The organism is Celeribacter persicus, assembly GCF_003050785.1.
Taxonomy (GTDB): domain Bacteria; phylum Pseudomonadota; class Alphaproteobacteria; order Rhodobacterales; family Rhodobacteraceae; genus Celeribacter; species Celeribacter persicus.
Genome location: NZ_QAOH01000006.1, coordinates 186,649 through 212,024, shown reverse-complemented (window position 1 = coordinate 212,024; position 25,376 = coordinate 186,649). Strand labels below are relative to the sequence as shown.

The following is a 25,376-nucleotide window of genomic DNA, read 5'->3' as shown; positions in this document are numbered from 1 at the left end:
TGGAGCGTGACCCCGCGTTGCAAAGCCGCGCACCCCGATGTGACGGCGCGCGCAATTGACGGACGCGTGCGAGGGCGTTACCGCTTGAGCCTCTTTTGCTTCGAGGTTTCCCATGACACTTGCCAACGGCCGCCATTATCTTGCCATTCCGGGTCCCTCCGTGATCCCCGATCCGGTGTTGCAGGCGATGCATCGTCCGGCACCGAACATCTACACCGGCGAGCTGGTCGAATTGACCCATGGCCTCGTTCCCGATCTCAAGACCATTGCAGGCACCAAAGAGCATGTGGCGATGTATATCTCCAACGGCCACGGGCTTTGGGAGGCTTCTCTGACCAACATGATTTCCCGTGGCGACAAGGTTCTGGTCTGTCTGACCGGCAATTTCGGCCATGGCTGGGCCGATGTCGCCCGCCGTCTCGGGGCCGATGTGGAGACCATCGAATTCGGCAAACAGGCCCCGGTCGATCCTGCCCGTCTCGAAGAGGTGCTGCGTGCCGACACGGATCACAAGATCAAGGCGGTGATGACCGTCCATGTCGACACCGCCACCTCAGTGCGCAACGACGTTGCCGCCATGCGCAAGGCGATCGACACCGCCGGGCACCCCGCCGTTTTCGCCGTTGATTGCATCGCGTCTCTGGGCTGCGACCGGTTCGAAATGGACAATTGGGGCGTCGACGTGATGATCGCCGCCTCGCAAAAGGGCCTGATGACGCCTCCGGGCATGGGTTTTGTCTGGTTCTCCGAAAAGGCTCGCCTTGCCGGGCAGGGCAACGATCTGCGCGCGCCCTATTGGGACTGGGAAACCCGTGCGAAGCCGGTGCATCTCTATGAATATTTCGATGGCACGCCCCCGACGCATCACCTATACGGGCTGCGTCAGGCGGTCGATATGATCCTCGACGAAGGTCTGGAGAATGTCTGGCAGCGTCACGAAACCCTCGCGCGTGCCTATTGGGCGGCGGTCGATATCTGGGGGCAGGGCGGCAACCTGCGCTTCAACATCAAAGAGCCGGAATACCGCTCACATGCGGTGACCACACTGAGCCTTGGCGGGCCGGATGGTACGCGTCTGCGCGAATGGATGACCGAACATCTTGGCATCACTCTGGGGATTTCTCTGGGCTTCGGCGAGATCGGTTCGGAAGAGGCCGCCGGCTATTTCCGCATTGGTCACATGGGCCACATCAACGCGCATATGGTGCTGGGCATCATCGGGGCGATGGAAACCGCTTTCACCGCGCTGCAAATCCCGCATGGCACGGGTGCCTCGCGCGCGGCGGCGACGGTTCTGGCCGAGCGGGTCTGATCCGTCCCCATTGGAGTAAAAGTAAGGCGCCTTCGGGCGCCTTTTTGCATGGCGTTTTCCGGGTGTGAATGCGGTGCCCTCTCTCTCCGGCGTTAACCTTAATCCGATTAACGTTAACGTCAGAGAGAAGCGTCAGCCCAGATCGGCCAGTGCCAGAGGCAGACGTTCGGCGAACACCGCGATCTCCTTCGGCAGGCCGACGGACACGCGGATACAGCGATCCAGAGGCGCCATCCCCGGCATTCGGACAAACACCCCGTGCGCGTCGAGGGCTTTCACAAGCGCCCGTGCATAATCGCCATTGCGCCCGCAATCCATGGTAACGAAATTGGTTGCGGAGGGCAGGGGCGTCAAACCGTTAGATTGTGCGATCCGTGCAAGTTCTGTGCGTCCCTCTGCGACACGTTCCAGCGTCTGCACCAGATAGCCCTGATCGGCCAGCGCCGCCAAAGCCCCCGCTTGCGCCACCCGGTTTACGCCGAAATGGTTGCGGATCTTGTCAAAGGCGGTGGCGATGTCGCGATGTGCGATCCCGTAGCCGATCCGGGCGCCTGCCATGCCATAAGCCTTTGAAAAAGTACGGAACCGGATGACGCGTTTGTCTGCGGTGTCGAGCGCCGGACGCGTGCTCTCCGGCGCGAATTCCGTATAGGCCTCGTCGAGGATCATCAGGCATCCCTCGGGCACCGCCTCGATCATCGCCTGCACGGTTTCCGCCGGATGCACCGATCCCATGGGATTGTTCGGATTGGACAAGTACACCAGCTTTGCCCCGACCTCCTTAGCCTTCGCAATCAGCGCCTCCGGGTCTTCGTGATTGCTCTTGTAGGGCACGGTGTGCAGCACGCCGCCGAAGCCTGCCACATGATAATTGAACGTCGGATAAGAGCCCGCCGAGGTTACCACCGCATCGCCGGGAGCCACGTAAAGCCGCACCAGATTGCCCAGCAGCCCATCAATGCCTTCGCCGACAGTCACCTCTTCGGGTGCAATTCCGAGATGCGCGGCAAGTGCAAAACGCAAATCGCGGTTCTCCGGCTCGCCGTATTTCCAGATGCCGTCAAGGCTGTCCACCATGGCAGACAGGGCTTTCGGCGAGGGGCCGAAGGACAGTTCATTGGCCCCGAGACGGGCATCGAAACGCGTCCCGCGCAGTTCCTCCATGCGCTCGGGCGCGACGAAGGGCACGGTGGAGGGGAGCGTCTGGGTGAGGGGCGTGAGGCGTGTGTCTGTCATGCGGTTGTCCTGCCTCAAACTTCAGGGTTGCGCAAGCGCCGTAACGTCAGACCTGACCATGCGTTTGTGCCCTGCTAGCCTGTCGCAATGAGGAGGAGCCGCCATGACTGTCACGCTTGAGATCAAAGACCACATCGCCCACCTGACCCTGAACCGTCCCGACAAGATGAACGCGGTGACCGAAGAGCTGATCGCCGATCTGCTGGCCCGCGTGGCGGAGATCGGTGCTTCCGACGCCCGTGTCGTTTTGCTTTCCGGGGCGGGCAAGGCGTTTTGCGCGGGGCTCGACACCTCGAATTTCCAACGCTTCATGAGTGAGGACCTCGATGCTCTCGTGATGGAGCGCACCCATGGCGATGGTAACGCGTTTCAGGCCTTCTCGCTTTCGCTTCATGACCTGCCGATCCCGGTCGTTGCGGCGATCCACGGACCCTGTTTCGGCGCCGGGATGCAACTCGCCATCGCCGCCGATATTCGCATTGCCTCCCCCGAGGCGCAGCTTTCGATCATGGAAATGAAATGGGGCCTCGTGCCGGATATGGGCGGTATGGTGCTTTTCCCGCGCGTGCTGCGCTCCGATGTTCTGCGGATGCTGACCTACACGAACGAGATCGTCCCGGCCGGGCGTGCCGCCGAACTTGGCCTCGTGACTGAGCTGGTCGAGGATGCCCATGCCCGCGCGCTTGAGATTGCCACCACGATTGCAAGCAAAAGCCCCTCCGCCATGCGCGCCGCGAAACGGTTGATCGCCACGGCCGAAACCTCGCAGGACCGCGCGCATATCCTGATGGAGGAGAGCCGCGAACAACGCGCGCTGATCGGCACGCCGCACCAAATAGAAACCGTCATGGCACAGATGCAGAAGCGCGCGCCGGTCTATGACTGATGGTTTTCTGATGGGATAAATACTCAAAACAAAAGGCCCGCCAAATCGGCGGGCCTTTGTCAATCCATCGAACCGGATCAACCGATTTCGGAGAGACGGGCGAGAGCCGATTTGATCTTGGCTTCTTCCTCTTCGCGCGCGGCGAGGTTTTCACGGGCTTCCTCAACCACTTCTTCGGGCGCGGAGGCCACGAAGTTCGGGTTGTTCAACCGGCCGCGCAGGCCACCAAGCTCTTTCGCGAGCTTGCCGAGGCTCTTCTCAAGCCGCGCTTTCTCTTCTGCGATGTCAATCACCCCTTCGAGTGGCAGGGCGAATGTCCCGCCCGTCACCGAAATCGTGATCGCACCCTTCGGCATCGGGCCGACCGATATGCTGTCAAGACGCGCAAGCTTCATGATTAGCGCTTCGTTATTAGCAAACGCGGTCTTGCCCGCCTCGTCCAATTCGACCTGCACCATCGGGATTTTGAGACCTGCCGGTACATGCACCTCGGCACGCGACGAACGGATTTGTTCCACCAGATCAATGACCCAGTTCATCTCCGCGCCGGCCTCGGCGTCGATCAGATCGTCCGACAGCTCAGGCCAGTCGGACAGCGCCAGAAGCGGACGCGCGCCATTCACCGTGCCCCAAAGCTCTTCCGTGATGAACGGCATGATCGGGTGCAGCATGGCGAGCGCCTGATCCAAGACCCAACCCATCGTCTGACGCGTTTCCGCCAGCGTCGCCTCGTCCCCGTCGTAGAAGAGCGGTTTCGAGAATTCGACATACCAGTCGCAGAACTTGCCCCAGACAAAGACATAGAGCGCGTTCGCGGCGTCGTTGAAGCGGTATTCCTCGAAGGCCGTATCGACCTCGCGCAGCACCTTCACCGTCTCGCCGATGATCCATTTGTTCACCGTGGCGGAGGGCGTCGGGACGACGCCGGGGGTGTAATTCTCGAACACACCGTTCATCTCGGCAAAGCGTGCGGCGTTCCAGATCTTCGTGCCGAAGTTGCGATAGCCCTTGATGCGATCCACGGAGAGCTTCAGCACACCGCCGATGGAGGCCATCGAGGCATTGGTGAAACGCAGCGCATCGGCGCCGTATTCGTCGATGATCTGCAGCGGGTCGATGACATTGCCGGTGGTTTTCGACATCTTCTTGCCCTTCTCGTCACGAACGAGCTGGTGCAGATAGACAGTGTGGAAGGGAACTTCGCCCGTCACCGCAAGCTGCATCATCATCATCCGGGCGACCCAGAAGAACAGGATGTCGAAGCCGGTGACCAGAACATCGGTCGGGAAGTATTTCGAGGTGCTCTCATCCCAGTTCGGCCAGCCGAGCGTGCCGATCGGCCATAGGCCCGAGGAGAACCATGTGTCGAGCACATCCGGATCGCGCCAGACCGGGTAGACCAGCTTGGTCGGGTCTTGCGTGACGTTGTACTGTGCCAGCGCGTTTGCGAAGATCTCGTTCGCTTCCTGACGGCTCGCCACTTCGACCACGCGGCAGTGATTGAGCGGGGTCGGCAGGTTGTCCATATCGGCAAAGAACTTGCCATGGACAGTTTCGAAATCGGCGGCGCAGTGATGCACCGTGCCGCGATGAAGCATGCCGCCTTCGGTCAGGAGGCGAATGAGTTCCACCTCGTCGAGCGCCCCGTCGCCCTCGTCATCGGTGAAATCCGGTGCCGACAGATCGAGCCCGTACCACACCGGGATCTGGTGTCCCCACCAGAGCTGACGCGAAATGCACCACGGTTCGATGTTTTCCAGCCAGTGGAAATAGGTCTTCTCACCGCTCTCCGGCATGATTTTGGTCTTGCCGGTGCGCACCGCATCGAGCGCCTTGCCGACGATCTTCTCGGCGTCCACATACCACTGATCGGTCAGCATCGGCTCGATCACGACCTTGGAGCGGTCGCCGAAGGGCTGCATGATCGGCTTATCTTCGACATAGGGGAGCGAGATCGTGGTCTCATTGCCCTCATCGTCTTTCGTGGTTCTGGTGGTCATGACCGCCAGACCTTCCTCATTGATCTCTGCGATCACAGCCTTGCGTGCCTCGAACCGGTCGAGGCCGCGCAGATGCTCGGGCACGAGGTTGATCGTGTCGACTTCGGCCTCTGTAAACGGTTTGCCCGCAAGAATTTCGGCGGCAAGGATTGCGCTGTCTTCATAAGACAGACCGTCGGTGCGCATCGCGCCCTTGGTGTCCATAAGCCGATACATCGGCAGGTTGCCGCGTTTCGCGACCTGATAGTCGTTGAAATCATGCGCGCCGGTGATCTTCACCGCACCGGAACCGAAAGTCATATCCGGGTATTCGTCGGTGATGATCGGGATCAGACGACGATGCTCCTTCGGGCCCACCGGAATTTCACAGAGCTTGCCCACAATCGGTGCGTAACGTTCGTCATCCGGGTGAACGGCAACCGCCCCATCGCCCAGCATGGTTTCGGGGCGCGTCGTCGCGATGGAGATGTAATCGCGGGTTTCGCGCAGGGTCACATTCCCGTCTTCGTCTTTCTCGACATATTCGTAGGTGGCGCCACCCGCGAGCGGGTATTTGAAGTGCCACATATGGCCCGCAACTTCGATATTCTCGACTTCGAGGTCCGAGATCGCCGTTTCGAAATGCGGGTCCCAGTTCACAAGGCGTTTGCCGCGATAGATGAGGCCTTTCTCATACATATCGACGAAGACCTTGATCACCGCGTCATGGAAATTGCCTTCTTCACCGGCGGGCGCACCCGGCGCGCCGGACATGGTGAAGGCGTTGCGGGACCAGTCGCAGGAGGAGCCAAGCCGCTTGAGCTGGTTGATAATCGTGGACCCGTATTTGCCCTTCCATTCCCAGACCTTTTCAAGGAATGCCTCGCGGCCAAGCTCGGCGCGCGACGGCTGCTGCGTCTTCGCCAGTTCCTTTTCGACCATGAGCTGGGTCGCGATGCCCGCATGGTCCTGACCCGGTTGCCACAGCGTGTCGAACCCGCGCATCCGGTGCCAGCGGATCAGAATATCCTGAATGGTGTTGTTGAATGCGTGCCCCACATGCAAAGCGCCTGTGACGTTCGGCGGCGGGATCATGATGGTGAAGGTCTCGTCGCGTTTCTTGTGGGCGCCGGCTTTAAACGCCCCGGCTTTTTCCCATTCCGCATAGATGCGCGCTTCAGATTTCTGCGCGTCGAACGTCTTTTCCATGGCCATCGTGGTCTCTCGCTTCATTCCGGTCCGGGCACGGGGAAAGGCCCCGCGCTCAAGGGTCCAGCGCTTTTACCCCGCAGGAGATGAGAGGGAAAGGGAGAAACTCCCCACATTTCCGAGAGAAAACCCCGTGAAACGCGACCAAATTGACGGGGTGTTAAGCGTTGCTGTGGCATCACATCTTCCGGGTCCGAGAGGAGAAAGATATGAGCGCTGCCTCCGCGCGATTGCAAAGACTGGCCGACCGCATGGTCCGAAGCGGGATGCATTGCGGTGTGACGCTGTCGATGTTCGACCGGGAGACGGGGCGGGAGATGCATATCGGCGTGGGCAATCTCGACAGCCGCACGCCCTGTTTCGCCACCGGTGTCACGAAACTCTTCGTGACCGCGATCCTTTTGTAATTGCTGGAGGAGGGGAAAGTCGACTCCGACCGGCCCTTTGTGCACTATCTTGGGACCGGCGCGTCTTTTCCCGAGTTGCATGTCAAGGATGGGGTTGACCGGACCGGGGAAGTGACGATCCGTCACCTGATGTCGCACAGATCGGGTTTCGGTGATTATTTCTTCTACAAAATGCATGCCCGTCGCCTGCGTCACACGATTGCCGACGGCATCGACAGCGCATGGAACTTTGAAGACATCATCCAGCGCATCCGTTCTCATGGTGCCGTGATCGCGCCGGGGGCATCCAAACGCGCGATTTATACCGATACGAATTATCGCCTTCTGGGCCGGGTGATCGAACAGATTTAGGGGAAAAGTTATGCCCAGATTGTGCAGACCCGCGTCGCCGAACGTCTTGGGCTGCGCTCTACCTATATCTATTGCGATCCGACCGACCGCCATCCGGTGTCGCCCCTGTCGGGCCGCAGGGCGGTGCATGTGCCCCGCGCCCTGACCTCGTTTCAGGCCGACAACGGGATTGTGACCACCTCGCGCGAGTCGCAGATCTTCGCACGCGGCTTTTTCGAGGGCTATCTGTGCGACAAGCGCGTGTTGCCACGCTGGCGTCTGATGTTCTTCCCGACCGAATTCGGCACCGGTATCATGAAGGTTCAGGCCCCTTGGTGGTGGTATTTTCCCTACCGCATGACCTTCCAGCCGCAGCGGTTGCTACGCCCCCCCACGTTGTATCGGTCATTTCGGCTTCGGTGAAAGCATCTGCTTTTATGCCCCCGATCTCGGCGTTTACGTCGCCGGGACGGTCAATCAGCTCTCTGACCTGGCGCGGGGCATCGTCTTTGCCGTGAGGGGTGCGGAGGAGATGGCCAGGGGCATCCGGCAGGCCCGGATGGCGCCGCTTCGGGAGGAGCATCGGGCGCGCCCGCACCCGGCGGAATAGTCTCATACGGATCAGATGGATCGGTCGAACTTGATCGACAGATGAATCAGGCTCTCGATGTCCTGCACGCCCGTAATGCCATTGATCTGATCTAGCGTTTGGTCGATCTCTTCGGTGGTGTCGCAGGCGATCTGTGCGATCAGGTCGACCCGCCCGGTCGAGGTTGCGACCATTTCCACCTCCGGGATCGTCTTGAGTTTCGTCACCACCGAGGCCGATGTGCGTGGCTCCACCTGAATGAGCACGGTGGCCTTGATGCGTCGTGCCAGCGCCACATCGCCGAGCTTGATCGTATAGCCCGCAATCGTCCCATTGGTTTCCATCCGTTCGAGACGCGCCTGCACGGTCGAACGCGCCACCTTGAAACGTCGCGACAGGCGCGACACCGAAGTGGATGAATCGGCGGCCAGAGCCATCAGGATTTTTTGATCAAGTTCGTCCATTTTGGCGCTCCGAAATCCTGCACGGCCCGGTGTTTTGGACCGCTTGATAAAGCATAGTAAATTTGACCGGCAGTTTTGTGAAATTGACCGGCATTCCGCACGATTTTACTATTTCTATCGACCAAATCAACACGCATATAGCGCTTACGAAAAACAGGATCGAAGGACGGTCGCCCACGCACGAAACGAGGCGGTCCCGCACCTGGCCTGGTTAGGATTAATCGCGTAAGCGCAATCCCAACCGGAGTTTTCCCGGGCAAGATGTGGCTGCGCTCTGTTGGTAAAGGACATGACCAATGGGGCTCTCTAAAACCATCTGGGCAACGCCCAGAGAATACCTGCGCACTCATGCCCCGGAACACCCGGTGCTGTTCTTTTCCCCGGCCATCCTGCAAGCGACTGCCCGTCGTTTTATCAAAGGGTTCCCGGGGCTTGTCACCTATGCGGTGAAATCCAACCCGGATGAAGAAGTGCTGGCCAACCTCGTCGCCGCTGGCGTCAAAGGGTTCGACGTGGCCTCCCCTGTCGAGATGGACACCATTGCCCGTATCGCCCCCGGTGCCGCCATGCATTACAACAACCCGGTTCGCTCGCGCACCGAGATCCTGCACGCCGTCAAAATGGGTGTGAAATCCTATTCCGTCGACAGCCATTCCGAACTGGTGAAGCTCGGCGAACTGGTGCCTGCCGACGGTGTAGAGATTTCCGTGCGCTTCAAACTGCCGGTCGAAGGCGCGGCCTATAACTTCGGTGCGAAATTCGGTGCGACCGTCGAGGCCGCCGCTGAACTGCTTCTGCTCGCCTCGCAACTGGGTTTCACCCCGTCGCTGACCTTCCACCCGGGCACGCAATGCACCGATCCGCACGCATGGGACAAATACATCCGTGCCGCCGCCGAGATTGCCCGCATGGCCGATGTCAAAATCGCGCGCCTCAACGTCGGTGGCGGCTTCCCGTCCCACCGTCTCAACGAGGTGGTGCCGCAGCTTGAGCCGACCTTCGACCTCATCGGTCGTGTGGCGGCTGAGGCTTTCGGCGACGACATGCCAGCGCTCGTTTGTGAGCCGGGCCGTGGTCTTGTGGCCGAAAGCTACTCGCTCGTGACCCGCGTCAAGGCGATCCGTGACGACGCGCATGTGTTCCTGAATGACGGCGTTTATGGTGGCCTCTCCGAGCTGCACCTCGTCGGTGTGATCGACCGCATAGGCGTCTTCGGTCCGCAAGGCGTGAAACGTGAAGGCGAACCGGTGTTCCGCACCGTCTTCGGCCCGACCTGCGACAGCCTCGACAAACTGCCGTCCGAACTCGGTTTCCCGGCGGACATGGAAGAGGAAGATCACGTGATCTTCTACGGTCTGGGCGCCTATTCCGTGGCGACTGCGACCAAATTCAACGGCTTTGGCCAGATCACCGTGGAAACGGTGCAGCGCCATATCTGATCGTCGCGCTTGTCGCCACAAGGGCCGTCCGGGCCGAATGTCCCGGCCCGAATGGTTCCGCGCGGACCGACAAGCCTGTGACGCAACGTCCCCTCCCTCGCAAAGGGAGGGGATTTTTCATTTTTCCATGCTAAATCATGGGTATGGAACAACGAAAAGGCCTCTTCGGCCGCCTGTCTCACCTGTTCAAATTTCGCCAGCGGGTGCGCACCTCCGGGGGGCATCATTCCCGTGGTCCGTTGTCCCATGTGATCATCATGGACGGCACGCTTTCTTCGCTCTCGCCGGGGTATGAGACCAACGCGGGTCTCGCCTACAAACTCTGCACGGAGGCGGCGCAGGGGGCGAACATGCTGGTGCGCTACGAGGCGGGCATTCAGTGGCGTGGCTGGCGCGATACGATGGATGTGATCGAGGGGCGTGGCATTCACAAACAGATTCAGCGGGTCTATGGTGCGCTCGCCTCGCGCTACCGCCCCGGCGACCGGATTTTCCTCTTCGGCTATTCGCGCGGCGCCTATGCGGTGCGTTCGCTTTCCGGGCTGATCGACATGATCGGGCTGTTGCGGGCGGAGGAAGCGACAGAACGCAATATCCGTGTTGCCTATCGTCATTACCAGATGGCCCCACACAGCCGCGCTGCGGCGGAGTTCACCGAGGCGCATTGCCACCCAAGGGTGGAGATCGACTTTCTGGGCGTCTGGGACACGGTTTCGGCGCTGGGGCTGCATATGCCGATCGTCTGGCGCTATTCGACCGTGTTTCATGAGTTCCACGATCGCATGCCCGCGCGCTGTGTCAAACGCGCTTATCATGCGCTGGCCCATGATGAACGCCGCAGCGCCTATGCGCCCTTCCTGTTCGAAAGCAACCCCGAGCCCCCTCTGTTCGGGGGACAAAGACAGGTGCTTCAACAGATGTGGTTTCCCGGCACGCATGGTGATGTCGGCGGGCAGCTGTCGGGCTATAATCCGGAGCGTCGACTGTCGAACGCCACACTTGTGTGGATGCTCGACAAGGCGGAAGCGGCGGGGCTGCATCTGCCGAAAGACTGGCGCGCCCGTTATCTCGCCGACCCGCACGGGCCGTCCATCGGCATGAACCGGGGCTGGGGCAAATTCTTTCTGCTGCGCGAGACCCGGGTGGTGGGGGCGGACCCGTCAGAGGTGTTGCACCCGGCGTTGAAACGGTGACATGTCCATCGCGGACATTTGAGCGGTAGCCGTGACAAGTCTGCCCGTGGGATGGCGCTCAAACGATTGAGCGATGCGCTTTATAAAGCGTTCCGCCAAAAAACTGAGACACAGCTTTTGGCGGAACGCAGAGCGAGATATGAGCGTTGCACGCGCCCCGCCTTTATCTGATAGCTCAGGTTAGAGGCGGGGCGCTTTAGTGAAAGATATTGCGATTTTCAGAGGTCTGTGCGCCGGTGAAATGCGCCAGCCCGCCGGGATGGGCAGGCGCAGGCGCGGCGGCTTCGCCTTGTTCCGCACCCATTTTTATTCACCCCCTCAAATAACTTCCAAATTCGCACAGACTGCCTTGGTCAATGTCGGTCGGTTCAGCGTATAGAAATGCAAGTCTTCGACGCCTTCCGCGATCAGCGCCTCGCACAACCCGGTGCAAAGCTCGATGGCCAATGCCTGATGATCCTCGGAGGCTTCGAATTCCTCGGCATAACGGGCGGGCACCGGTGTGCCGCAGGCGGCCGCGAATTTCTGGACGCCTTTCCAACTTGTGATCGGCAGGATGCCGGGAATGATCGTTCCCGTGATACCTTCTTTCGCGCAGCGGTCGCGGAAGCGGAAAAACGTGTTTGGGTCGAAAAAGAACTGCGTGATCGCCGAATCGGCTCCGGCTTCGAATTTTTGCTTGAGCCAGGTGATGTCGGAATTGGCGTCTACCGCATCCGGGTGCGGGTCCGGATAGGCGCCCACCCGAATCTTGAAATCGCCGGTGGCTTTGAGGGCCGCGATCAACTCCGCAGAATTGGCAAAGCCGCCTTCCGCCGGGGTGAATTTGCCCTGACCTTTCGGCGGATCGCCCCGGAGCGCCACGATTTCGTTCACACCGGCATCCTTGTAGCCCTTTGCAATCGCAAGGGTTTCCTCGCGTGTCGCGTTCACGCAGGTCAGGTGCGCGGCGACGTTCCAGCCGTATTTGCGATGCAGTAAGGCCACCGCGTCATGGGTCAACTCCCGCGTCGTGCCGCCCGCGCCATAGGTCACGGAGACGAATTCCGGCACCATGTCGCCCAGCACCTGCAAGGTCTCGAACAGAGAAAAACAGGCCTCGATATCCTTCGGCGGAAAGAATTCGAAAGAGATTTTTGGCGCTTTGGTCATCGTCTGGTCCTCATTGAACTGACGGGTCTTGTGTCATGACAAGCCATGTGAGACAAATTCATAATTCTCAAGATCAACATGAGCGCCATTCAAGATGCACCTCGAATTCCGTCACCTGCGCACGATCAAGGCCATCCATGAGGAGGGCGGTCTGGCGCGCGCCGCCGACCGGCTCAACATCACCCAATCCGCGCTCTCCCATCAGGTCAAGGGGCTTGAGGATCAGGCCGGGGTGGAACTTTTCGTGCGGCGTTCGAAACCTCTGAAACTCTCTCCTGCGGGGATGAAGCTTCTGGCGCTGGCCGAGGATGTTCTGCCCAAGGTGCAGGCGCTCGAAGACGAGTTTCGTGGTATTGAGGAGGGCACCTCGGGCCGGTTGCACATCGCCATGGAATGCCACGCCTGTTTCGACTGGCTCTTCCCGGTGCTCAACCAGTTTCGCAAGGCCTGGCCGGAGATCGACGTCGACATTCGCCAGCGCCTCGCTTTCGGTGCTCTTCCGGCGCTGGAACGCGAGGAAGTGGATTTCGTGATCTCTTCCGACCCCGAGGATATTCCCGGCATCACCTTCGTGCCGCTGTTCGATTATGCGCCGATGTGTGCCCTGTCCTCGAAATCGCCACTGGCGACGAAACCTTTTCTTGTGGCCGAGGATTTCGCGGATCAAACGCTGATCACTTATCCGATGGATCGTGCCCGGCTCGATGTATTCAAGGACTTGCTGACCCCCGCCGGGGTGCAGCCAGCCACGGTGCGGCAGGTCGAACTGACCGATGTGATCCTGATGCTGGTGGCTGCCGGGCGAGGCATCACCGTGTTGCCCGACTGGGTGATGCGCAATATTCGCAGCCACCCGGATTACGCCATCCGTCCGCTGACCGCGACCGGCATCACCCGCCGGATGTATGCCGCCGTGCGCGAGGGCGATGTGAGCAAACCCTACATGGCGCATGTGCTGCGCATTGCGAAAACCGAGGCCGTGAAGCTTCAGCGCGGCTGAAACCCGGCAAAAACGTCGACTTTCTGCGCATTTCTTTGCCTTGAAACTCTTGGCAGGGCGGGCCGGGCGGCGTATACGCCCGGTTTGAACATCTCAACACCCTTTCGGAGCCCGGACCATGCAAGGCAGCGCCAATCTCAATGTCATGATCAAAGCCGCCCGCGCGGCAGGTCGTTCGCTGGTCAAGGATTTCCGTGAGGTCGAGAACCTTCAGGTCTCTTCCAAGGGCGCGGGCGATTTCGTGTCCAAGGCCGATATCCGCGCCGAAGAGATTATCCGCGAGACCCTGATGGAGGCGCGCCCGAATTACGGCTGGACCGGCGAGGAAAGCAAACCCGTCGAGGGCAAGGACCCGACGCGCCGCTGGATTGTCGATCCGCTCGACGGCACGACGAACTTCCTGCACGGTCTGCCGCATTGGGCGATTTCCATCGCGCTTGAGCACAAGGGCGAGATCGTCTCCGCCGTGGTGTTCGATCCGGCCAAGGGCGAGCTGTTCTGGGCCGAAAAAGGCGCGGGGGCCTGGATGAACGATACCCGCATCCGGGTGTCGGGCCGCACCAAGATGATCGAATCGATCTTTGCCACCGGGCTTCCCTTCGGCGGTCGTGGCGATTTGCCGGAGACGCTGCGCGATCTGGCGCGGCTCCTGCCCGCCACCGCCGGTGTGCGTCGCTGGGGTGCCGCAGCCCTCGATCTGGCTTACGTGGCCGCCGGTCGTTACGACGGGTTCTGGGAGCGCCGTCTGAACGCCTGGGACATGGCCGCAGGCGTGCTTTTGGTGAAAGAGGCGGGCGGTTTTGTCGAAGGCATTCATCCCGAGGACAATCCGGTCGAGAGCGGCGAAGTGATCTGCGGCAACGAGGCGCTGTTCGAGCGTTTCGCGGCGGTGATCCGCTCCGCCTGAGGGCGCGCCTGTAAAGCCTGTCATATGACGCTGTCGGGCACTCTTCGGTTCCCTTCAAATGCGCGTTTCCTGCCGTGATTTGGTCGCTTTCTCATGCAACTATGAGTGTGATCATCGGAGGGACACACGTGATTGGCGAATTCAAACATATATGGGCACGGTTCCGGGCGGACGAGCAAGGGGCGGTGACGGTCGATTGGGTTGTGCTGGTCGCGGCTGTCATCGGACTGAGCATTGTTGTGCTGGGGATTATATGGCAAGGGGCCTTTGGCTTTACCCTGAGACTGAATGCGGACGTCGAAAGCATTGACGTCGCGAATTACACCGCACCGGAACAGGGCTGATCCTTCGGCCTGAATTGGAAAGTTTCCGACGCTTTAACGGCGGCGGCGGACGATGGGCACGGAGCTTCGGGACGATACATAGCGGGCTTCCGCATGCATCGGGCGCCCATGTGTGCGGTGCCAATAGGTCGTACCGCCGAGCCTGAGCCAGAGTGGCGTGGCCATCACAACCCCCGCGACGAAACCGCCGACATGCGCGAGATGCGCCACCCCGCCGGTGCCTGCGCTGGAGCCCAGCTCCGCCACCACCTGAAGTGCGAACCACAGGCCGAGCATGACCCAGGCGGGGAGGGGAAAGACCCTGAAAAAGATGATGAAAATGAAGAGCACATCGACGCGCGCCCTGGGGAAAAGCAGAAGGTAGCCGCCCATGACACCGGCGATCGCCCCGGAGGCCCCGACCATGGGTACGCGCGAAGACGGGTCCGCGAGATACTGCGCCATACCGGCTGCCAGCCCACAGAGCAAATAAAAGGCGAGATAGCGCCCATGCCCCATCTCGTCTTCGAGGTTGTCGCCGAAAATCCACAGGAACAACATATTGCCCGCGATGTGCATCACCCCGCCATGCATGAACATGGAGGTGAGAAAGGTGTCATAGCCCTCGCCATAGCTGATCCGCGCGGGCAACAACGCCCAGTTCGAGTAAATCGTCAAAAGCGCGCGCTCGTCGCCATAGCTCGGCAGCATCGCCAGAAATACCGCGATATTCACCGCGATCAGCGCATAGGTGACCAGAGCGGGACGGCGGGAAGGATTATGGTCGCGGATCGGAAACATGTCGCCAATGTGGGCCCCCGAGCCGCAAGGTCAAGAGAAACAACCTGCCGGGTTCGGCAGGCTATGGCAAGGTGACCCGCACTGCGCCATCGTCACGCTCGGCGATTTCCCGCGTTGCCGCTGCGTTCCCCGGCGAAATCACGCTTTCTGTCCGGGTTTTGTCACAATCCGGCCCGATTCCAGGCATCTCGCCTCTATAACTTCACTGAAAATCACGAGGCATTTATGGTCAGACAACTTCTCTTGGCGGTTCTCATGCTCATGCCCACGGCGCTTTTCGCGGACAAGGCCGGGATCGGCGCATGGGAGAATTCCAGCAACACGATGTTACGCTGGATCGAGGATGCGCCCGCGCTCGACTGGTATTACACTTGGCGTCCGACACAAATGTGGTCAGAGGACAAACGCCGCCGCTCCGTCGAATTCGTACCGATGATCCGTGACGCTGCGGATGTGAACAAGAGAATCGTTTCCGACCTGCCGGTGCGCACGCTTCTGGGTTTCAACGAACCGGATTCGCGTAAGAGCGAAGGGAGCAACTTGTCGGTAGAACAGGCCATCGCGCTTTGGCCAAAGCTCGAAGCGCGCGGTCTGCGCCTTGGCAGTCCTGCGGTGACGCAGGGGCAAACACTCGGCAAGAATTCATGGCAGGGCCGCTTTATGGCGGAGGTAGAGACCAGAGGTTTGCATGTCGATTTCATGGCGGTGCATTACTATTCCTCGAATGGCGATGTGAAAGCCTTTGAAAACTGGCTCCGCGCCGTTCATGCCGAATACAAGCGCCCGATCTGGGTCACGGAATTCGCCTATGTCGACTGGCAGAACGTTCGTGGCGTCAGCTATGCGCAAAACGCAGCTTTCGCCGAGGCTGCGATCCTGATGATGGAGCGCCTGCCGTTTGTCGAGCGTCACGCCTGGTTTGCCGCCAACCCTTATCATTATGGCGGGGCGCAGCCGCAGATCAACCTTGTGTCCAATACGTTGCAGCCGACCCCGGTGGGTGTGGCCTTCGACCGCACGCTCAGCCGCATCAGCGCCCGGCGTGTGGCATCGAACGACGAATGACATGCCACATCCCCCTGATTTGAAATCGGCTTGCCTCCGGCCCTCCATCCTGTAACTCTCCGCCGCGACATGTTTGTTTGCGCGCGCCTCTGGGCAAGGCTCCGGCAAGATGTTAGGAGGTTCGGCACAGGTTGGTCCGGGGCAACCGGCCCGGCCTTTTGCCCGGATGAGGCAGGCCCGCGTGGTGGAATGGTAGACACAGAGGACTTAAAATCCTTAGGCCGTATAGGCCGTGCCGGTTCGAGTCCGGCCGCGGGTACCAGGGCCGATGGGCCATCTGAGCAAAAAGGGTGAACCGTGAATTTCACATCCGAAGTCATTGTCGCGACCTATAACAAGCCGGAGTATCTGCGCCTCTGTCTCAAGAGTATCGCGGAGCAGAGCCTGCGCCCCACATCCATTTGTCTCGCCGATGACGGGTCTGATGCGCGGATAGAGCCGGTGATTGAGGCGTTTCGGGCGACGTATCCCGACCTGCCGCTGCGGCGCTCGTGGCATGAGGATCGTGGTTTTCGTAAATCCGTTGCGCTGAACCGGGCGATTGCCGGCTCCGAATGCGATTATCTGGTCTTTCTCGATGACGATGTGATCCTGCATCCGAAGGCCCTGCGGCGGCATTTCTCCTGTGCCATGCGCGGGCGCTATCTCACCGGGTCGCTGATCCGTCTCGACGCCGAACTGACCCAGCGGCTTTTGCAGGCGCAGAGCTATGACTGGTCAGAAGGGCATTTGGCGGGCTGGACCCCGAAGGGGCGATCACAATGGCTGAAATCCATGCCGTTTCCGCCCGCCGTCATGGCGCTTCTCGACCGCCTCTCGCCGGTCTCGCCGAATTTTCAGGGGGCCTGCGCCTCGGTCTGGCGTGAGGATGTTCTGCGGGTCAACGGGTTCGAGGGCAACATGTCCTATGGCGGGCTCGACAAGGAGATCGGTGTGCGGCTGCGCAACGCGGGTATTCGCGGGCGTCATGTGCGCTACACCGCCCCGGCTTATCATCTCGATCACGGCCGATCCTATGCCGATCAGCAGGTCAAGCAAGCCAACCGCGATTACATTCTCACCCTGCGCAAATCGGGGGAGACGCAGGCGCGCAATGGTATTGCTCAATTGGCCGAAATCTGAGACCGGCCAAAGAAAAAGTCCTCCGAGTGGAGGACTTTCCTTGGCTGATTCGAACATTTTTGCGAATGCGCCTTAGCCGCGCGTTCCGGCGAATTTCGCCTGCCATTCCTCGCGTTGCTCGTCTGCAATCTTGGCGAAAAGATTGTCCGGCACGACGAAGGTGTGACCCGGTTTGAGCGCGTCGAGCGCCCCCGCCACATCTTCCGGCCAGTCGAGATCCGGGAGCGCCAGAGCGGTCTGCAATTTGCCCGCCGTATCCGGAATGAAGGGTGCGGAGAGACGCGCGTAAAGCCCGATCAGGTTGAGGCCGAGGCGCACCTGTGCCGCCGCCTTCTCCGGGTCTTCCTTGAAGGTTGCCCAAGGCGCGGCAGATTGCAGGTATTCGTTGCCCGCAACCCAGATGGCGCGCAGCGCGTTCGCTCCTTTGCGCACTTCGATCGCGTCCATATGCGTCTGATATTCCGCGACTTTCGCGCTCAGATCGGCAATCAACGCCTGTTCCTGTTCGCCATAGGCGCCACCTTCCGGAACGGTTTCACCAAACTTGGACCGACAGAATTTGGTGATCCGGGAGACGAAATTTCCCAGCACGTCGGCGAGGTCTTTGTTGACGGAGACCTGGAAGTTTTCCCATGTGAACTCGCTGTCCGAGCTTTCCGGCGCGTGAGACAGGAGCCACCAGCGCCAGTAATCCGCCGGAAGGATCGACAGCGCCTGATCCATGAACACACCGCGCCCGCGCGAGGTGGAGAATTGCCCGCCGTCATAGTTCAGGTAATTGAACGATTTGATGTAATCGACCATCTTCCAAGGCTCACCGGAGCCCAGCATGGTGACCGGGAAGGACAGGGTGTGGAAGGGCACGTTGTCCTTGCCCATGAATTCCACATATCGAACATCGCCCGCGCCCTTATCGGTCCGCCACCAACGCTGCCAAGCCTCTTCGCCGAGCCCCTGTTTTTCGGCCCATTCCGCGCCACAGGCGATATATTCGATGGGGGCGTCGAACCAGACGTAGAATACCTTGCCATCCATGCCCTCCCATGGCGCGTCCTCGAATTGCACCGGCACGCCCCAGCTCAGATCACGGGTGATGCCACGGTCCTGCAAACCGTCGCCATCGTTGAGCCATTTCTTTGCAATCGAAGTGGTCAGAACCGGCCAGTCGGTTTTGCTGTCGATCCACTCATTGAGCGCATCGCGCATCTTGGATTGTTTCAGGTAGAGGTGTTTCGTGCTGCGTTGTTCCAGATCGGTCGCGCCAGAAATGGTCGAATGCGGGTTGATCAGGTCGGTCGGATCGAGCTGTTTCGTGCAGTTGTCGCATTGATCGCCGCGTGCGGAGTCATAGCCACAGTTCGGGCAGGTGCCTTCGATGTAACGGTCGGGCAGGAAACGGCCATCGGTGATGGAGTAAATCTGGGTCTCTTCCACCACTTCGATCAATCCGGCATCATAGAGCTGCTTGGCGAGATGCTGGGTCAGCTTGTGATTCTGTGCCGAGGACGAACGTCCGAAATGATCGAAGGACAGGCGAAAGCCCGCCGCGATTTCGGCCTGAACGTCATGCAGTTCCGCGCAATATTCGGCAACTGGCTTGCCCGCTTTTTGTGCCGCAATCTCGGCCGGTGTGCCATGCTCATCGGTGGCGCAGAGGAACAGAACCTCATCACCGCGTGCCCGGCGATAGCGGGCATAGAGATCGGCGGGGAGTTGCGAGCCCACGAGATTGCCGAGGTGCTTGATGCCGTTGATATAGGGCAGGGCGGAGGTGATGAGCGTGCGTGCCATGTGGGTCGTCCGGTCGTCCGTTAAAGATATCTTCCCGTTTCTCTATCGCGCTTGCGGGCAAAGAGCCAGAGGGCAGGGATCATCCACAAAAAAAGGCGCGCAGGAGTGCCGCGCGCCAGTCTCCAACAGGGAGAGGAATTAGAGTGCCGTGTAGCCGGAATCCACAAGGTGATAGGAGCCGGTGATGAAGCTCGCCCGATCCGAGAGGAGGAAGGCGACGAGGGCCGCCACCTCTTCGGGTTTGCCGAGCCGTTTGCTGGCGTGACGCGAGCGGAGATTTTCGAGCACCTCGTCGGGCAAAGCGCCGACCACGAGCGGGGTTTCGATATAGCCCGGCCCCACTGAATTGACGCGGATGTTGTCGGCGGCCATTTCGAGCGCGGCCGCTTTCGTCATCCCCACGACCCCGTGTTTCGCGGAGACATAGGCCGAAATGTTGAGATCGCCCACAGAGCCCAGAATCGAGGCCATGTTGACGATTGCCCCTCCGCCCGTGGCCTTCATCGCCTGCGCGCCGTAATGCATGCCGTAGAACACGCCCATCAGGTTGATGTCGATGACCTGTTTCCATTTGATCGGGTCCACATCGGTGATCGGCGACAAGGGCCCGCCGATGCCTGCGTTGTTCACCAGAAGATCGAGCTTGCCGGTTTTCTCGACTGCGAAATCGACCATGGCTTTGACGGCTTCGGGGTCGGATACGTCGACGGTCGTGGCAAGCGCCTTACCGCCCGCAGCTTCGATCCTGGTCACTTCCGCAGCAGCCGCTTCCGCGTTCAGGTCAGCGACGATGACACTTGCGCCTCCGCTCGCCAGTTCTTCGGCAATGGCGGCGCCGATGCCCGAAGCCGCGCCTGTGACAATGGCGGTTTTCCCGTCGAAGCGAATGTCCATGATCAATCCTCCAAAGGTATTCTCGTGTCTTTTCAAGATATCAGATAATCCCGCAAAGCGATTTGACGACGTGCAAATGTGCACCGAAGATATGCGTGAATGCGACTTGTGCGGAAAAACCGCCGCCATGTGGCTTGCCCTGTGGCGCAGCAAGGCTAGTGTGAGCCGCAACACGGACTGACACAGGATATCTCCCTTATGAAAATGCGTAAAATCGGCCGTAGCGATCTTTTGGTGTCCGAGATCTGTCTCGGGTCCATGACCTGGGGCAGCCAGAATACCGAGGCCGAGGGGCATGCCCAGATCGACCGCGCGAAAGAGGTCGGGATCAATTTCATCGACACTGCCGAAATGTATCCGGTGAACCCGGTGCGCAAGGAGACGGCGGGCGATACCGAAGAGATCATCGGCCAGTATTTTGCGGCGCGTGGCGGGCGCGAGGACTGGGTGATCGCGACCAAGATCGCGGGACCGGGCAATATCAACGAGGAGGGCATTCAGGCGTCGAACCTCGAAGCGCGGCTGGACGCAAGTCTTAAGCGGCTGAAGACGGATTATGTCGATCTCTATCAGTTCCACTGGCCGAACCGGGGGTCTTATGCCTTCCGCCAGAACTGGAAATTCGACCCGAGCAAACAACCGTCCAAGGCGGAGATCGAGGACAATATGCGGGGCGTTCTGGAGGTCATGACGGCCTTGCAGAAAAAGGGCAAGGTGCGCGAGTTTGGTACCTCGAACGAGAGCGCCTGGGGCATGTCGGAATGGCTGCGTTTGGCGGGGCAGATGGGCGCGCCGCGGATGCAGTCGATCCAGAACGAGTACTCGCTGATGTGCCGGTTGTATGACACCGATCTGGCGGAGCTTGCGGTGCATGAGGACATCACGCTTCTGGCTTATTCGCCACTGGCCGCCGGCATCCTGACCGGCAAATACGAGGGCGGCACCGTGGTGCCGAAAGGCTCGCGCATGGATTTGAACGACAATCTCGGGGGGCGTGTCGCCGAACGCACATGGCCCGCTGAGCGTGCCTATGTCGAACTGGCAAAGAAACATGGGATCGACCCGGCGACCATGGCTGTGGCATGGACCCTGACGCGGCCTTTCGACACGATGCCGATCATCGGGGCGACCTCTGTGGAACAGCTTGAGAAATCGTTGGATGCGCGCGATATTACGCTCGATGCGGCGCTGCTCAAGGAGATCGAAACCCTCCATAAAGCGCATCCGCTGCCCTATTGAGGACCCCGATCATGCGCAAAGCCTTTTTGGCGACGCTTGCCGCTCTGACGCTTGCGGCCTGTCAGTCCGATACGCCGGAAGATGCCCCCGGCTACGGGCTTGCGGGCTATGATCCGAAGGCGGCGGAGACCGGGAAGGCGGCGTGTGATGCGCGGGGCGGCGATTTCCGCGCTGCGGGTCTCGGTGGGTTCATGACCTGTTTTACGACGCCGAAGGATGCGGGCAAATCCTGTTCGAAATCCACGGATTGTTCGAGCAATATGTGCCTTGCCCGCTCGCGTACCTGCGCACCGATCACGCCGCTCTTTGGCTGCAACGATCTTCTGGACGCCGAAGGGCGACAGGTGAGCCTGTGCGTGGACTGATCGCTGCCCTGTCTCTGGCATTGCTTTCCGGCTGTTTCGCGCCCGCACCCAAGGCGACGGGGTTCCGCGATCCGGGTGCAAACATGTCCTCCATCGCGGCCTTTGACGCGCTGAAATTTTCCGGGCGCTGGTATGAGGTGGCGGCTTTCGTGCCGGAAGGCGCTTCCTGTGTCATCGGGGCCGTGACCTATACCCGCCAGAAAAACGGCGATCTGATGGTGACCGAAGGCCCTTGTGCCGACGGTTATCCGCGTCAGGGCCTTGCGCGGCAGGTTGGGCCGGGGCGGTATGCATTCGCGGGAGATGAGTTCTGGGTGCTCTGGGTCGATGCCGAATACCACACGGCGGTGATCGGATACCCATCCGGGCAGGCGCATGTCCTGTCACGCGATATGGTGCTTCCGCCGGATCGCAAACCGGCGGTCGAGGGCATCCTCGACTGGAACGGCTATGACATCAGCCGGTTGCGCCCGGCGCGTCGCCGGTAAGCGTCGGGAATGTGAGCGAAAAACCTCTCTTCACCGATGCTGATGGGGGGATGCAGAATTTTTGACTAGGCGGTAAGGGCAAACCCGCCTATAGGCCGTGCCATGACCGTGGAACGCACATATCTTGAGCACGCGAAAAACATCCTCGCGCTGGGCCTGCCTTTGGCGGGGTCTCAACTTGCGCAGTTTGCCGTACACATGACCGATGTGATCATGATGGGCTGGTACGGGCTCGATGAACTGGCGGCGCTCGTTCTGGCCTCGGGCTTCTGGTTCATCCTGTTTATCCTTCTGGCGGGGTTTGCCTTTGCGGTCATGCCGCTGGTCGCCACCGCCGCAGGGCAGGGGGACGCGACGACCGTGCGGCGTGCGACCCGCATGGCGATCTGGCTGTCGGTCATCTCGGGCGTTGTGATCTACCCGATCTTCGGCTTTTCCGACGACATCCTTGTGGCGCTCGGTCAACAGCCCCATATCGCCGCCCAGGCCCGGCCCTATCTGGCGGTGGCCGGGATCGAGATGTTCCCGGCGTTGATCGTTGCCGTCTTCCGCAGCTATTTCTCCGCGCTCGAACGCACCCGCGTGGTGCTGTTCGCGGTGATCGGGGCGGTGCTGCTCAATGCCGGGTTGAACTATATCCTGATCTTCGGCAATTTCGGTGCGCCGGAACTGGGCGTTCTGGGGTCCGCCATCGCCTCGCTGATCGTCAATATCTGTATGCTGATCGTGCTCGCGCTCTATGCCGCCAGGGCGACGCCGGAGAACGATCTTTTCCGCAACCCGTTCAAGCCCGACTGGGCGATGTTCGCCACCGTGTTCAGGATGGGCGTGCCGATTGGCCTGACCTCTCTCGCCGAGGTCGGCTTGTTCAATGCCGCCGCCCTGATGATGGGCTGGATCGGGACGGAAACGCTTGCCGCCCACGGGATTGCGCTGCAACTGTCCGCAATTGCCTTCATGGCCCAGATCGGTCTGTCGCAGGCGGGGACGATCCGGGCGGGCAATGCGCTTGGTCGCGGAGATGAAGCAGATTTGCGCAAAGGGGCTTTGGTGGCCGTGGGCATGTCGGCGATCATGGCGGTTGTGGCTTCCTTGCTGTTCCTGCTGTTCCCGGAAACGCTCATGGGTCTCTTTATCGCACCGGATGAACCGGCCCGCGATCAGGTGATCGCCATCGGTTCCATGCTCATGGTTTTCGCGGCGATGATGCAGTTTTCCGACGGTGGTCAGGTGGTGGCACTCTCCCTGTTGCGCGGTGTGCATGATACGGCTGTGCCGATGTGGCTGGCCACGATAAGCTACTGGATCATCGGAATGCCCGCGAGTTACCTTTTCGGTTTCGTGCTGAACTGGGGGGGCGAAGGGGTCTGGATGGGCTTTGTCCTGGGTCTCACCACCGCATGGCTGACGATGAGCTATCGTTTCTGGGTCCAGAAATCCCACATCTTGCGGGCGGGCTAAGGCCTCTCAACCTTTTTCAGGATTCGGCCTTTTTCAGGATCCGGTCGGCTTTCTTGCGGACCAGAACGGTGCGCAGGTCATGCATCGCCAGCAAAAGCGCGTCGGTGACGTTTTCCAACTGCTCGTCGGTAGCGCGCGTTTGCACCCAATGGGCGGTCAGGTTGAGATAGTCGATGGCGCGGTGGATGTCGTCGATGTCGCGCTGCGCCAGCAACGCCACACGCTCGGCCATCCACTCTTCGATAACACGCAGGTCCTCGGGCGAGAGTTCTCGCCCGCCATGCGGTTTGATCTCCCCGTTCTTGACGTTCACCGCCGCGATCTGTTCCATCTCGATCCGGCGCTGACGATTTTCCGTGTCCACCCGGAACACAAAGGCGCCGTTTTCACGGACACGAAAGTAATATTCGGGAAGATCGACGCTCATTTCAGCCCTTTGCAAAAGGCTTGAATACGGGTGCAGGCTTCTTTCAGAGCTTCATCCGAAGTGGCATAGGACACGCGGAAGTTGGGCGATAGGCCAAAGGCCGCGCCGAACACCACCGCAACGCCGTTTTCTTCGAGAAGTGCAGAGGCGAAATCCTCGTCATTGTCGATCTTCGTGCCGCCCGCCGAAGTCTTGCCCAGGCAACCGGAAATATCCGGGTAGACGTAAAACGCACCTTCGGGCGTCGGGCAGGTGATGCCCTCGGCGACGTTCAGCATCTCCACCACCATGTTGCGGCGGCGCACGAAGGCCTTATTGTTTTCCGCGATGAAATCCTGCGGGCCGTTGAGGGCCTCGATCGCGGCATATTGCGAGATCGAGCAGGGGTTCGAGGTCGATTGCGACTGCACTTTGCACATCGCGTTGATCAGTGCTACGGGCCCTGCCGCATAGCCGATCCGCCAGCCGGTCATCGCATAGGCTTTCGACACACCGTTCACCGTCAGCGTGCGCTCATAAAGACCCGGCTCGATCTCGGCAGGGGTGCAGAACTCGAACCCGTCGAAAGCGAGATGTTCATACATATCGTCCGACATCACCCAGACATGCGGATGTTTCATCAGCACATCGGTGAGCGCCTTGAGTTCCGCTTTCGAATAGCCCGCGCCGGTCGGATTCGACGGTGAGTTGAAGATGAACCATTTGGTCTTTGGCGTGATCGCAGCCTCAAGCTGGTCCGCCGTGATCTTGAACGCGTTCTCAAGCGTGCCTTCGATCGCGACCGGTGTGCCACCTGCGAGCAACACCATATCCGGGTAGGACACCCAATAAGGCGCGGGGATGATCACCTCGTCACCTTCGTTCAGCGTCGCGACCAGGGCGTTATAAAGCACCTGTTTGCCACCGCCCGACACGGAGACCTGTGCGGGGGTATAATCGAGATTGTTGTCGCGTTTGAACTTGGCGCAGATCGCCTCTTTCAGTTCCGGCAACCCGTCTACGGCGGTGTATTTCGTCTTGCCGTCCTCAATGGCGCGAATGCCCGCCGCCTTGATATTCTCCGGCGTGTCGAAATCCGGCTCACCGGCACCAAGTCCGATCACATCCTTGCCCGCCGCTTTCAATTCACGCGCCTTGTTGGTCACGGCGATGGTCGGCGAAGGTTTCACACGGGACAGCGTTTCGGAAAGGAAGGGCATGGTCATGAGTCCATTTGCGTAAAATCACCGTAGTGATAGCGTCAAAACCGGCCTGCCGCCAAGACGTCCTCTTGCGACAAAATGCCAATGCGTGCAAA

25 protein-coding genes and 1 tRNA gene are annotated in these 25,376 nt (G+C 60.2%); 17 read left to right on the top strand and 9 right to left on the bottom strand.

All coding sequences use genetic code 11. The features are described 5' to 3' along the window. The first annotated feature begins 112 nt into the window (after positions 1-112). Complete coding sequence (locus C8N42_RS10200; RefSeq protein WP_107816457.1) at positions 113-1,312, top strand: pyridoxal-phosphate-dependent aminotransferase family protein; 1,200 nt, start codon at positions 113-115, stop codon at positions 1,310-1,312. 132 nt (positions 1,313-1,444) lie between these two features. On the opposite strand, the gene C8N42_RS10195 is transcribed toward C8N42_RS10200, so the two are convergent. Beyond that, positions 1,445-2,548, bottom strand: a complete 1,104-nt coding sequence (locus C8N42_RS10195; RefSeq protein ID WP_107816456.1) for a pyridoxal phosphate-dependent aminotransferase — start codon at positions 2,546-2,548, stop codon at positions 1,445-1,447. A gap of 103 nt (positions 2,549-2,651) precedes the next feature. Here C8N42_RS10195 and C8N42_RS10190 point away from each other — a divergent pair, with 103 nt between their 5' ends. Beyond that, entirely contained in the window at positions 2,652-3,434 is a 783-nt protein-coding gene (locus C8N42_RS10190) for a crotonase/enoyl-CoA hydratase family protein (protein WP_107816455.1), read from the top strand. Positions 3,435-3,511: 77 nt separating this feature from the next. Here C8N42_RS10190 and C8N42_RS10185 read toward each other — a convergent pair whose 3' ends face one another. Next, positions 3,512-6,628, bottom strand: coding sequence for a valine--tRNA ligase (locus C8N42_RS10185; RefSeq protein ID WP_107816454.1), 3,117 nt, complete (start codon positions 6,626-6,628; stop codon positions 3,512-3,514). 203 nt (positions 6,629-6,831) lie between these two features. Between C8N42_RS10185 and C8N42_RS10180 the strand changes: the two genes are divergently transcribed. Genes C8N42_RS10180 through C8N42_RS10170 form a run of 3 tightly spaced genes read left to right on the top strand, consistent with a single transcriptional unit; the run spans position 6,832 to position 7,782 of the window. Beyond that, a complete protein-coding gene (locus C8N42_RS10180) occupies positions 6,832-7,029 on the top strand; it encodes a hypothetical protein (RefSeq protein WP_107816453.1) in 198 nt (65 codons plus the stop codon). Continuing rightward, the gene (locus C8N42_RS10175; RefSeq protein WP_107816452.1) at positions 7,030-7,380 is read left to right on the top strand and encodes a serine hydrolase; all 351 of its coding nucleotides are present in this window, start codon (positions 7,030-7,032) and stop codon (positions 7,378-7,380) included. Positions 7,381-7,401: 21 nt separating this feature from the next. Beyond that, positions 7,402-7,782 carry a hypothetical protein gene (locus tag C8N42_RS10170; protein WP_107816451.1) on the top strand — a complete coding sequence of 127 codons (381 nt, stop codon included), beginning with the start codon at positions 7,402-7,404 and terminating at the stop codon, positions 7,780-7,782. Positions 7,783-7,980: 198 nt separating this feature from the next. Here the strand turns inward: C8N42_RS10170 and C8N42_RS10165 are convergent, their stop codons facing one another. Beyond that, positions 7,981-8,412: an Lrp/AsnC family transcriptional regulator gene (locus tag C8N42_RS10165; RefSeq protein ID WP_107816450.1), complete on the bottom strand. Its 432-nt coding sequence runs from the start codon at positions 8,410-8,412 to the stop codon at positions 7,981-7,983. 296 nt (positions 8,413-8,708) lie between these two features. On the opposite strand from C8N42_RS10165, the gene C8N42_RS10160 reads away from it, so the two are divergent. Both C8N42_RS10160 and C8N42_RS10155 read left to right on the top strand, forming a co-directional pair. Then, the gene (locus C8N42_RS10160) at positions 8,709-9,851 is read left to right on the top strand and encodes a type III PLP-dependent enzyme (protein ID WP_107816449.1); all 1,143 of its coding nucleotides are present in this window, start codon (positions 8,709-8,711) and stop codon (positions 9,849-9,851) included. A gap of 143 nt (positions 9,852-9,994) precedes the next feature. Next, entirely contained in the window at positions 9,995-11,044 is a 1,050-nt protein-coding gene (locus C8N42_RS10155; protein WP_107816515.1) for a DUF2235 domain-containing protein, read from the top strand. A 318-nt stretch (positions 11,045-11,362) separates the two neighbouring features. On the opposite strand, the gene metF is transcribed toward C8N42_RS10155, so the two are convergent. Further along, positions 11,363-12,196 (bottom strand): methylenetetrahydrofolate reductase [NAD(P)H], encoded by an 834-nt coding sequence (gene metF / locus C8N42_RS10150; protein WP_107816448.1) that lies wholly within the window; start codon positions 12,194-12,196, stop codon positions 11,363-11,365. Between the two features lie 94 nt (positions 12,197-12,290). On the opposite strand from metF, the gene C8N42_RS10145 reads away from it, so the two are divergent. The 3 genes from C8N42_RS10145 to C8N42_RS10135 all read left to right on the top strand — a co-directional run bounded on the left by C8N42_RS10145 (position 12,291) and on the right by C8N42_RS10135 (position 14,447). After that, positions 12,291-13,196 carry a LysR family transcriptional regulator gene (locus tag C8N42_RS10145; RefSeq protein ID WP_107816447.1) on the top strand — a complete coding sequence of 302 codons (906 nt, stop codon included), beginning with the start codon at positions 12,291-12,293 and terminating at the stop codon, positions 13,194-13,196. 118 nt (positions 13,197-13,314) lie between these two features. Beyond that, positions 13,315-14,103, top strand: coding sequence for an inositol monophosphatase family protein (locus tag C8N42_RS10140; RefSeq protein ID WP_107816446.1), 789 nt, complete (start codon positions 13,315-13,317; stop codon positions 14,101-14,103). 128 nt (positions 14,104-14,231) lie between these two features. Continuing rightward, complete coding sequence (locus tag C8N42_RS10135) at positions 14,232-14,447, top strand: hypothetical protein (RefSeq protein ID WP_146168256.1); 216 nt, start codon at positions 14,232-14,234, stop codon at positions 14,445-14,447. Between the two features lie 33 nt (positions 14,448-14,480). Here C8N42_RS10135 and C8N42_RS10130 read toward each other — a convergent pair whose 3' ends face one another. Then, on the bottom strand, positions 14,481-15,227 hold the full coding sequence (locus tag C8N42_RS10130) for a rhomboid family intramembrane serine protease (protein WP_107816444.1): 747 nt from the start codon (positions 15,225-15,227) through the stop codon (positions 14,481-14,483). Between the two features lie 225 nt (positions 15,228-15,452). Here C8N42_RS10130 and C8N42_RS10125 point away from each other — a divergent pair, with 225 nt between their 5' ends. The 3 genes from C8N42_RS10125 (at position 15,453) to C8N42_RS10115 (ending at position 17,414) form a co-directional block, all read left to right on the top strand. Next, a complete protein-coding gene (locus C8N42_RS10125; RefSeq protein WP_245890027.1) occupies positions 15,453-16,292 on the top strand; it encodes a glycosyl hydrolase in 840 nt (279 codons plus the stop codon). 175 nt (positions 16,293-16,467) lie between these two features. Further along, a tRNA-Leu gene (locus tag C8N42_RS10120) sits at positions 16,468-16,554 on the top strand. A 35-nt stretch (positions 16,555-16,589) separates the two neighbouring features. Then, positions 16,590-17,414, top strand: a complete 825-nt coding sequence (locus C8N42_RS10115) for a glycosyltransferase (RefSeq protein WP_107816443.1) — start codon at positions 16,590-16,592, stop codon at positions 17,412-17,414. A gap of 72 nt (positions 17,415-17,486) precedes the next feature. On the opposite strand, the gene metG is transcribed toward C8N42_RS10115, so the two are convergent. Beyond that, entirely contained in the window at positions 17,487-19,205 is a 1,719-nt protein-coding gene (gene metG, locus C8N42_RS10110) for a methionine--tRNA ligase (protein ID WP_107816442.1), read from the bottom strand. Positions 19,206-19,343: 138 nt separating this feature from the next. Beyond that, positions 19,344-20,099 (bottom strand): SDR family NAD(P)-dependent oxidoreductase, encoded by a 756-nt coding sequence (locus C8N42_RS10105; RefSeq protein WP_107816441.1) that lies wholly within the window; start codon positions 20,097-20,099, stop codon positions 19,344-19,346. 198 nt (positions 20,100-20,297) lie between these two features. On the opposite strand from C8N42_RS10105, the gene C8N42_RS10100 reads away from it, so the two are divergent. The 4 genes from C8N42_RS10100 to C8N42_RS10085 all read left to right on the top strand — a co-directional run bounded on the left by C8N42_RS10100 (position 20,298) and on the right by C8N42_RS10085 (position 23,652). Continuing rightward, positions 20,298-21,338 carry an aldo/keto reductase gene (locus tag C8N42_RS10100; RefSeq protein WP_107816440.1) on the top strand — a complete coding sequence of 347 codons (1,041 nt, stop codon included), beginning with the start codon at positions 20,298-20,300 and terminating at the stop codon, positions 21,336-21,338. Positions 21,339-21,349: 11 nt separating this feature from the next. Next, the gene (locus C8N42_RS10095) at positions 21,350-21,703 is read left to right on the top strand and encodes a lipoprotein (RefSeq protein WP_107816439.1); all 354 of its coding nucleotides are present in this window, start codon (positions 21,350-21,352) and stop codon (positions 21,701-21,703) included. After that, a complete protein-coding gene (locus C8N42_RS10090; RefSeq protein WP_107816438.1) occupies positions 21,691-22,191 on the top strand; it encodes a lipocalin family protein in 501 nt (166 codons plus the stop codon). Before C8N42_RS10095 ends, C8N42_RS10090 begins: the two co-directional genes overlap by 13 nt. Positions 22,192-22,293: 102 nt before the next feature. Next, the gene (locus C8N42_RS10085; RefSeq protein ID WP_107816437.1) at positions 22,294-23,652 is read left to right on the top strand and encodes an MATE family efflux transporter; all 1,359 of its coding nucleotides are present in this window, start codon (positions 22,294-22,296) and stop codon (positions 23,650-23,652) included. A gap of 16 nt (positions 23,653-23,668) precedes the next feature. On the opposite strand, the gene C8N42_RS10080 is transcribed toward C8N42_RS10085, so the two are convergent. Together C8N42_RS10080 and C8N42_RS10075 are read right to left on the bottom strand one after the other, a co-directional pair. Continuing rightward, entirely contained in the window at positions 23,669-24,079 is a 411-nt protein-coding gene (locus tag C8N42_RS10080; protein ID WP_107816436.1) for a hypothetical protein, read from the bottom strand. Next, entirely contained in the window at positions 24,076-25,278 is a 1,203-nt protein-coding gene (locus tag C8N42_RS10075) for a pyridoxal phosphate-dependent aminotransferase (protein ID WP_107816513.1), read from the bottom strand. Before C8N42_RS10075 ends, C8N42_RS10080 begins: the two co-directional genes overlap by 4 nt. Positions 25,279-25,376: the final 98 nt, after the last annotated feature.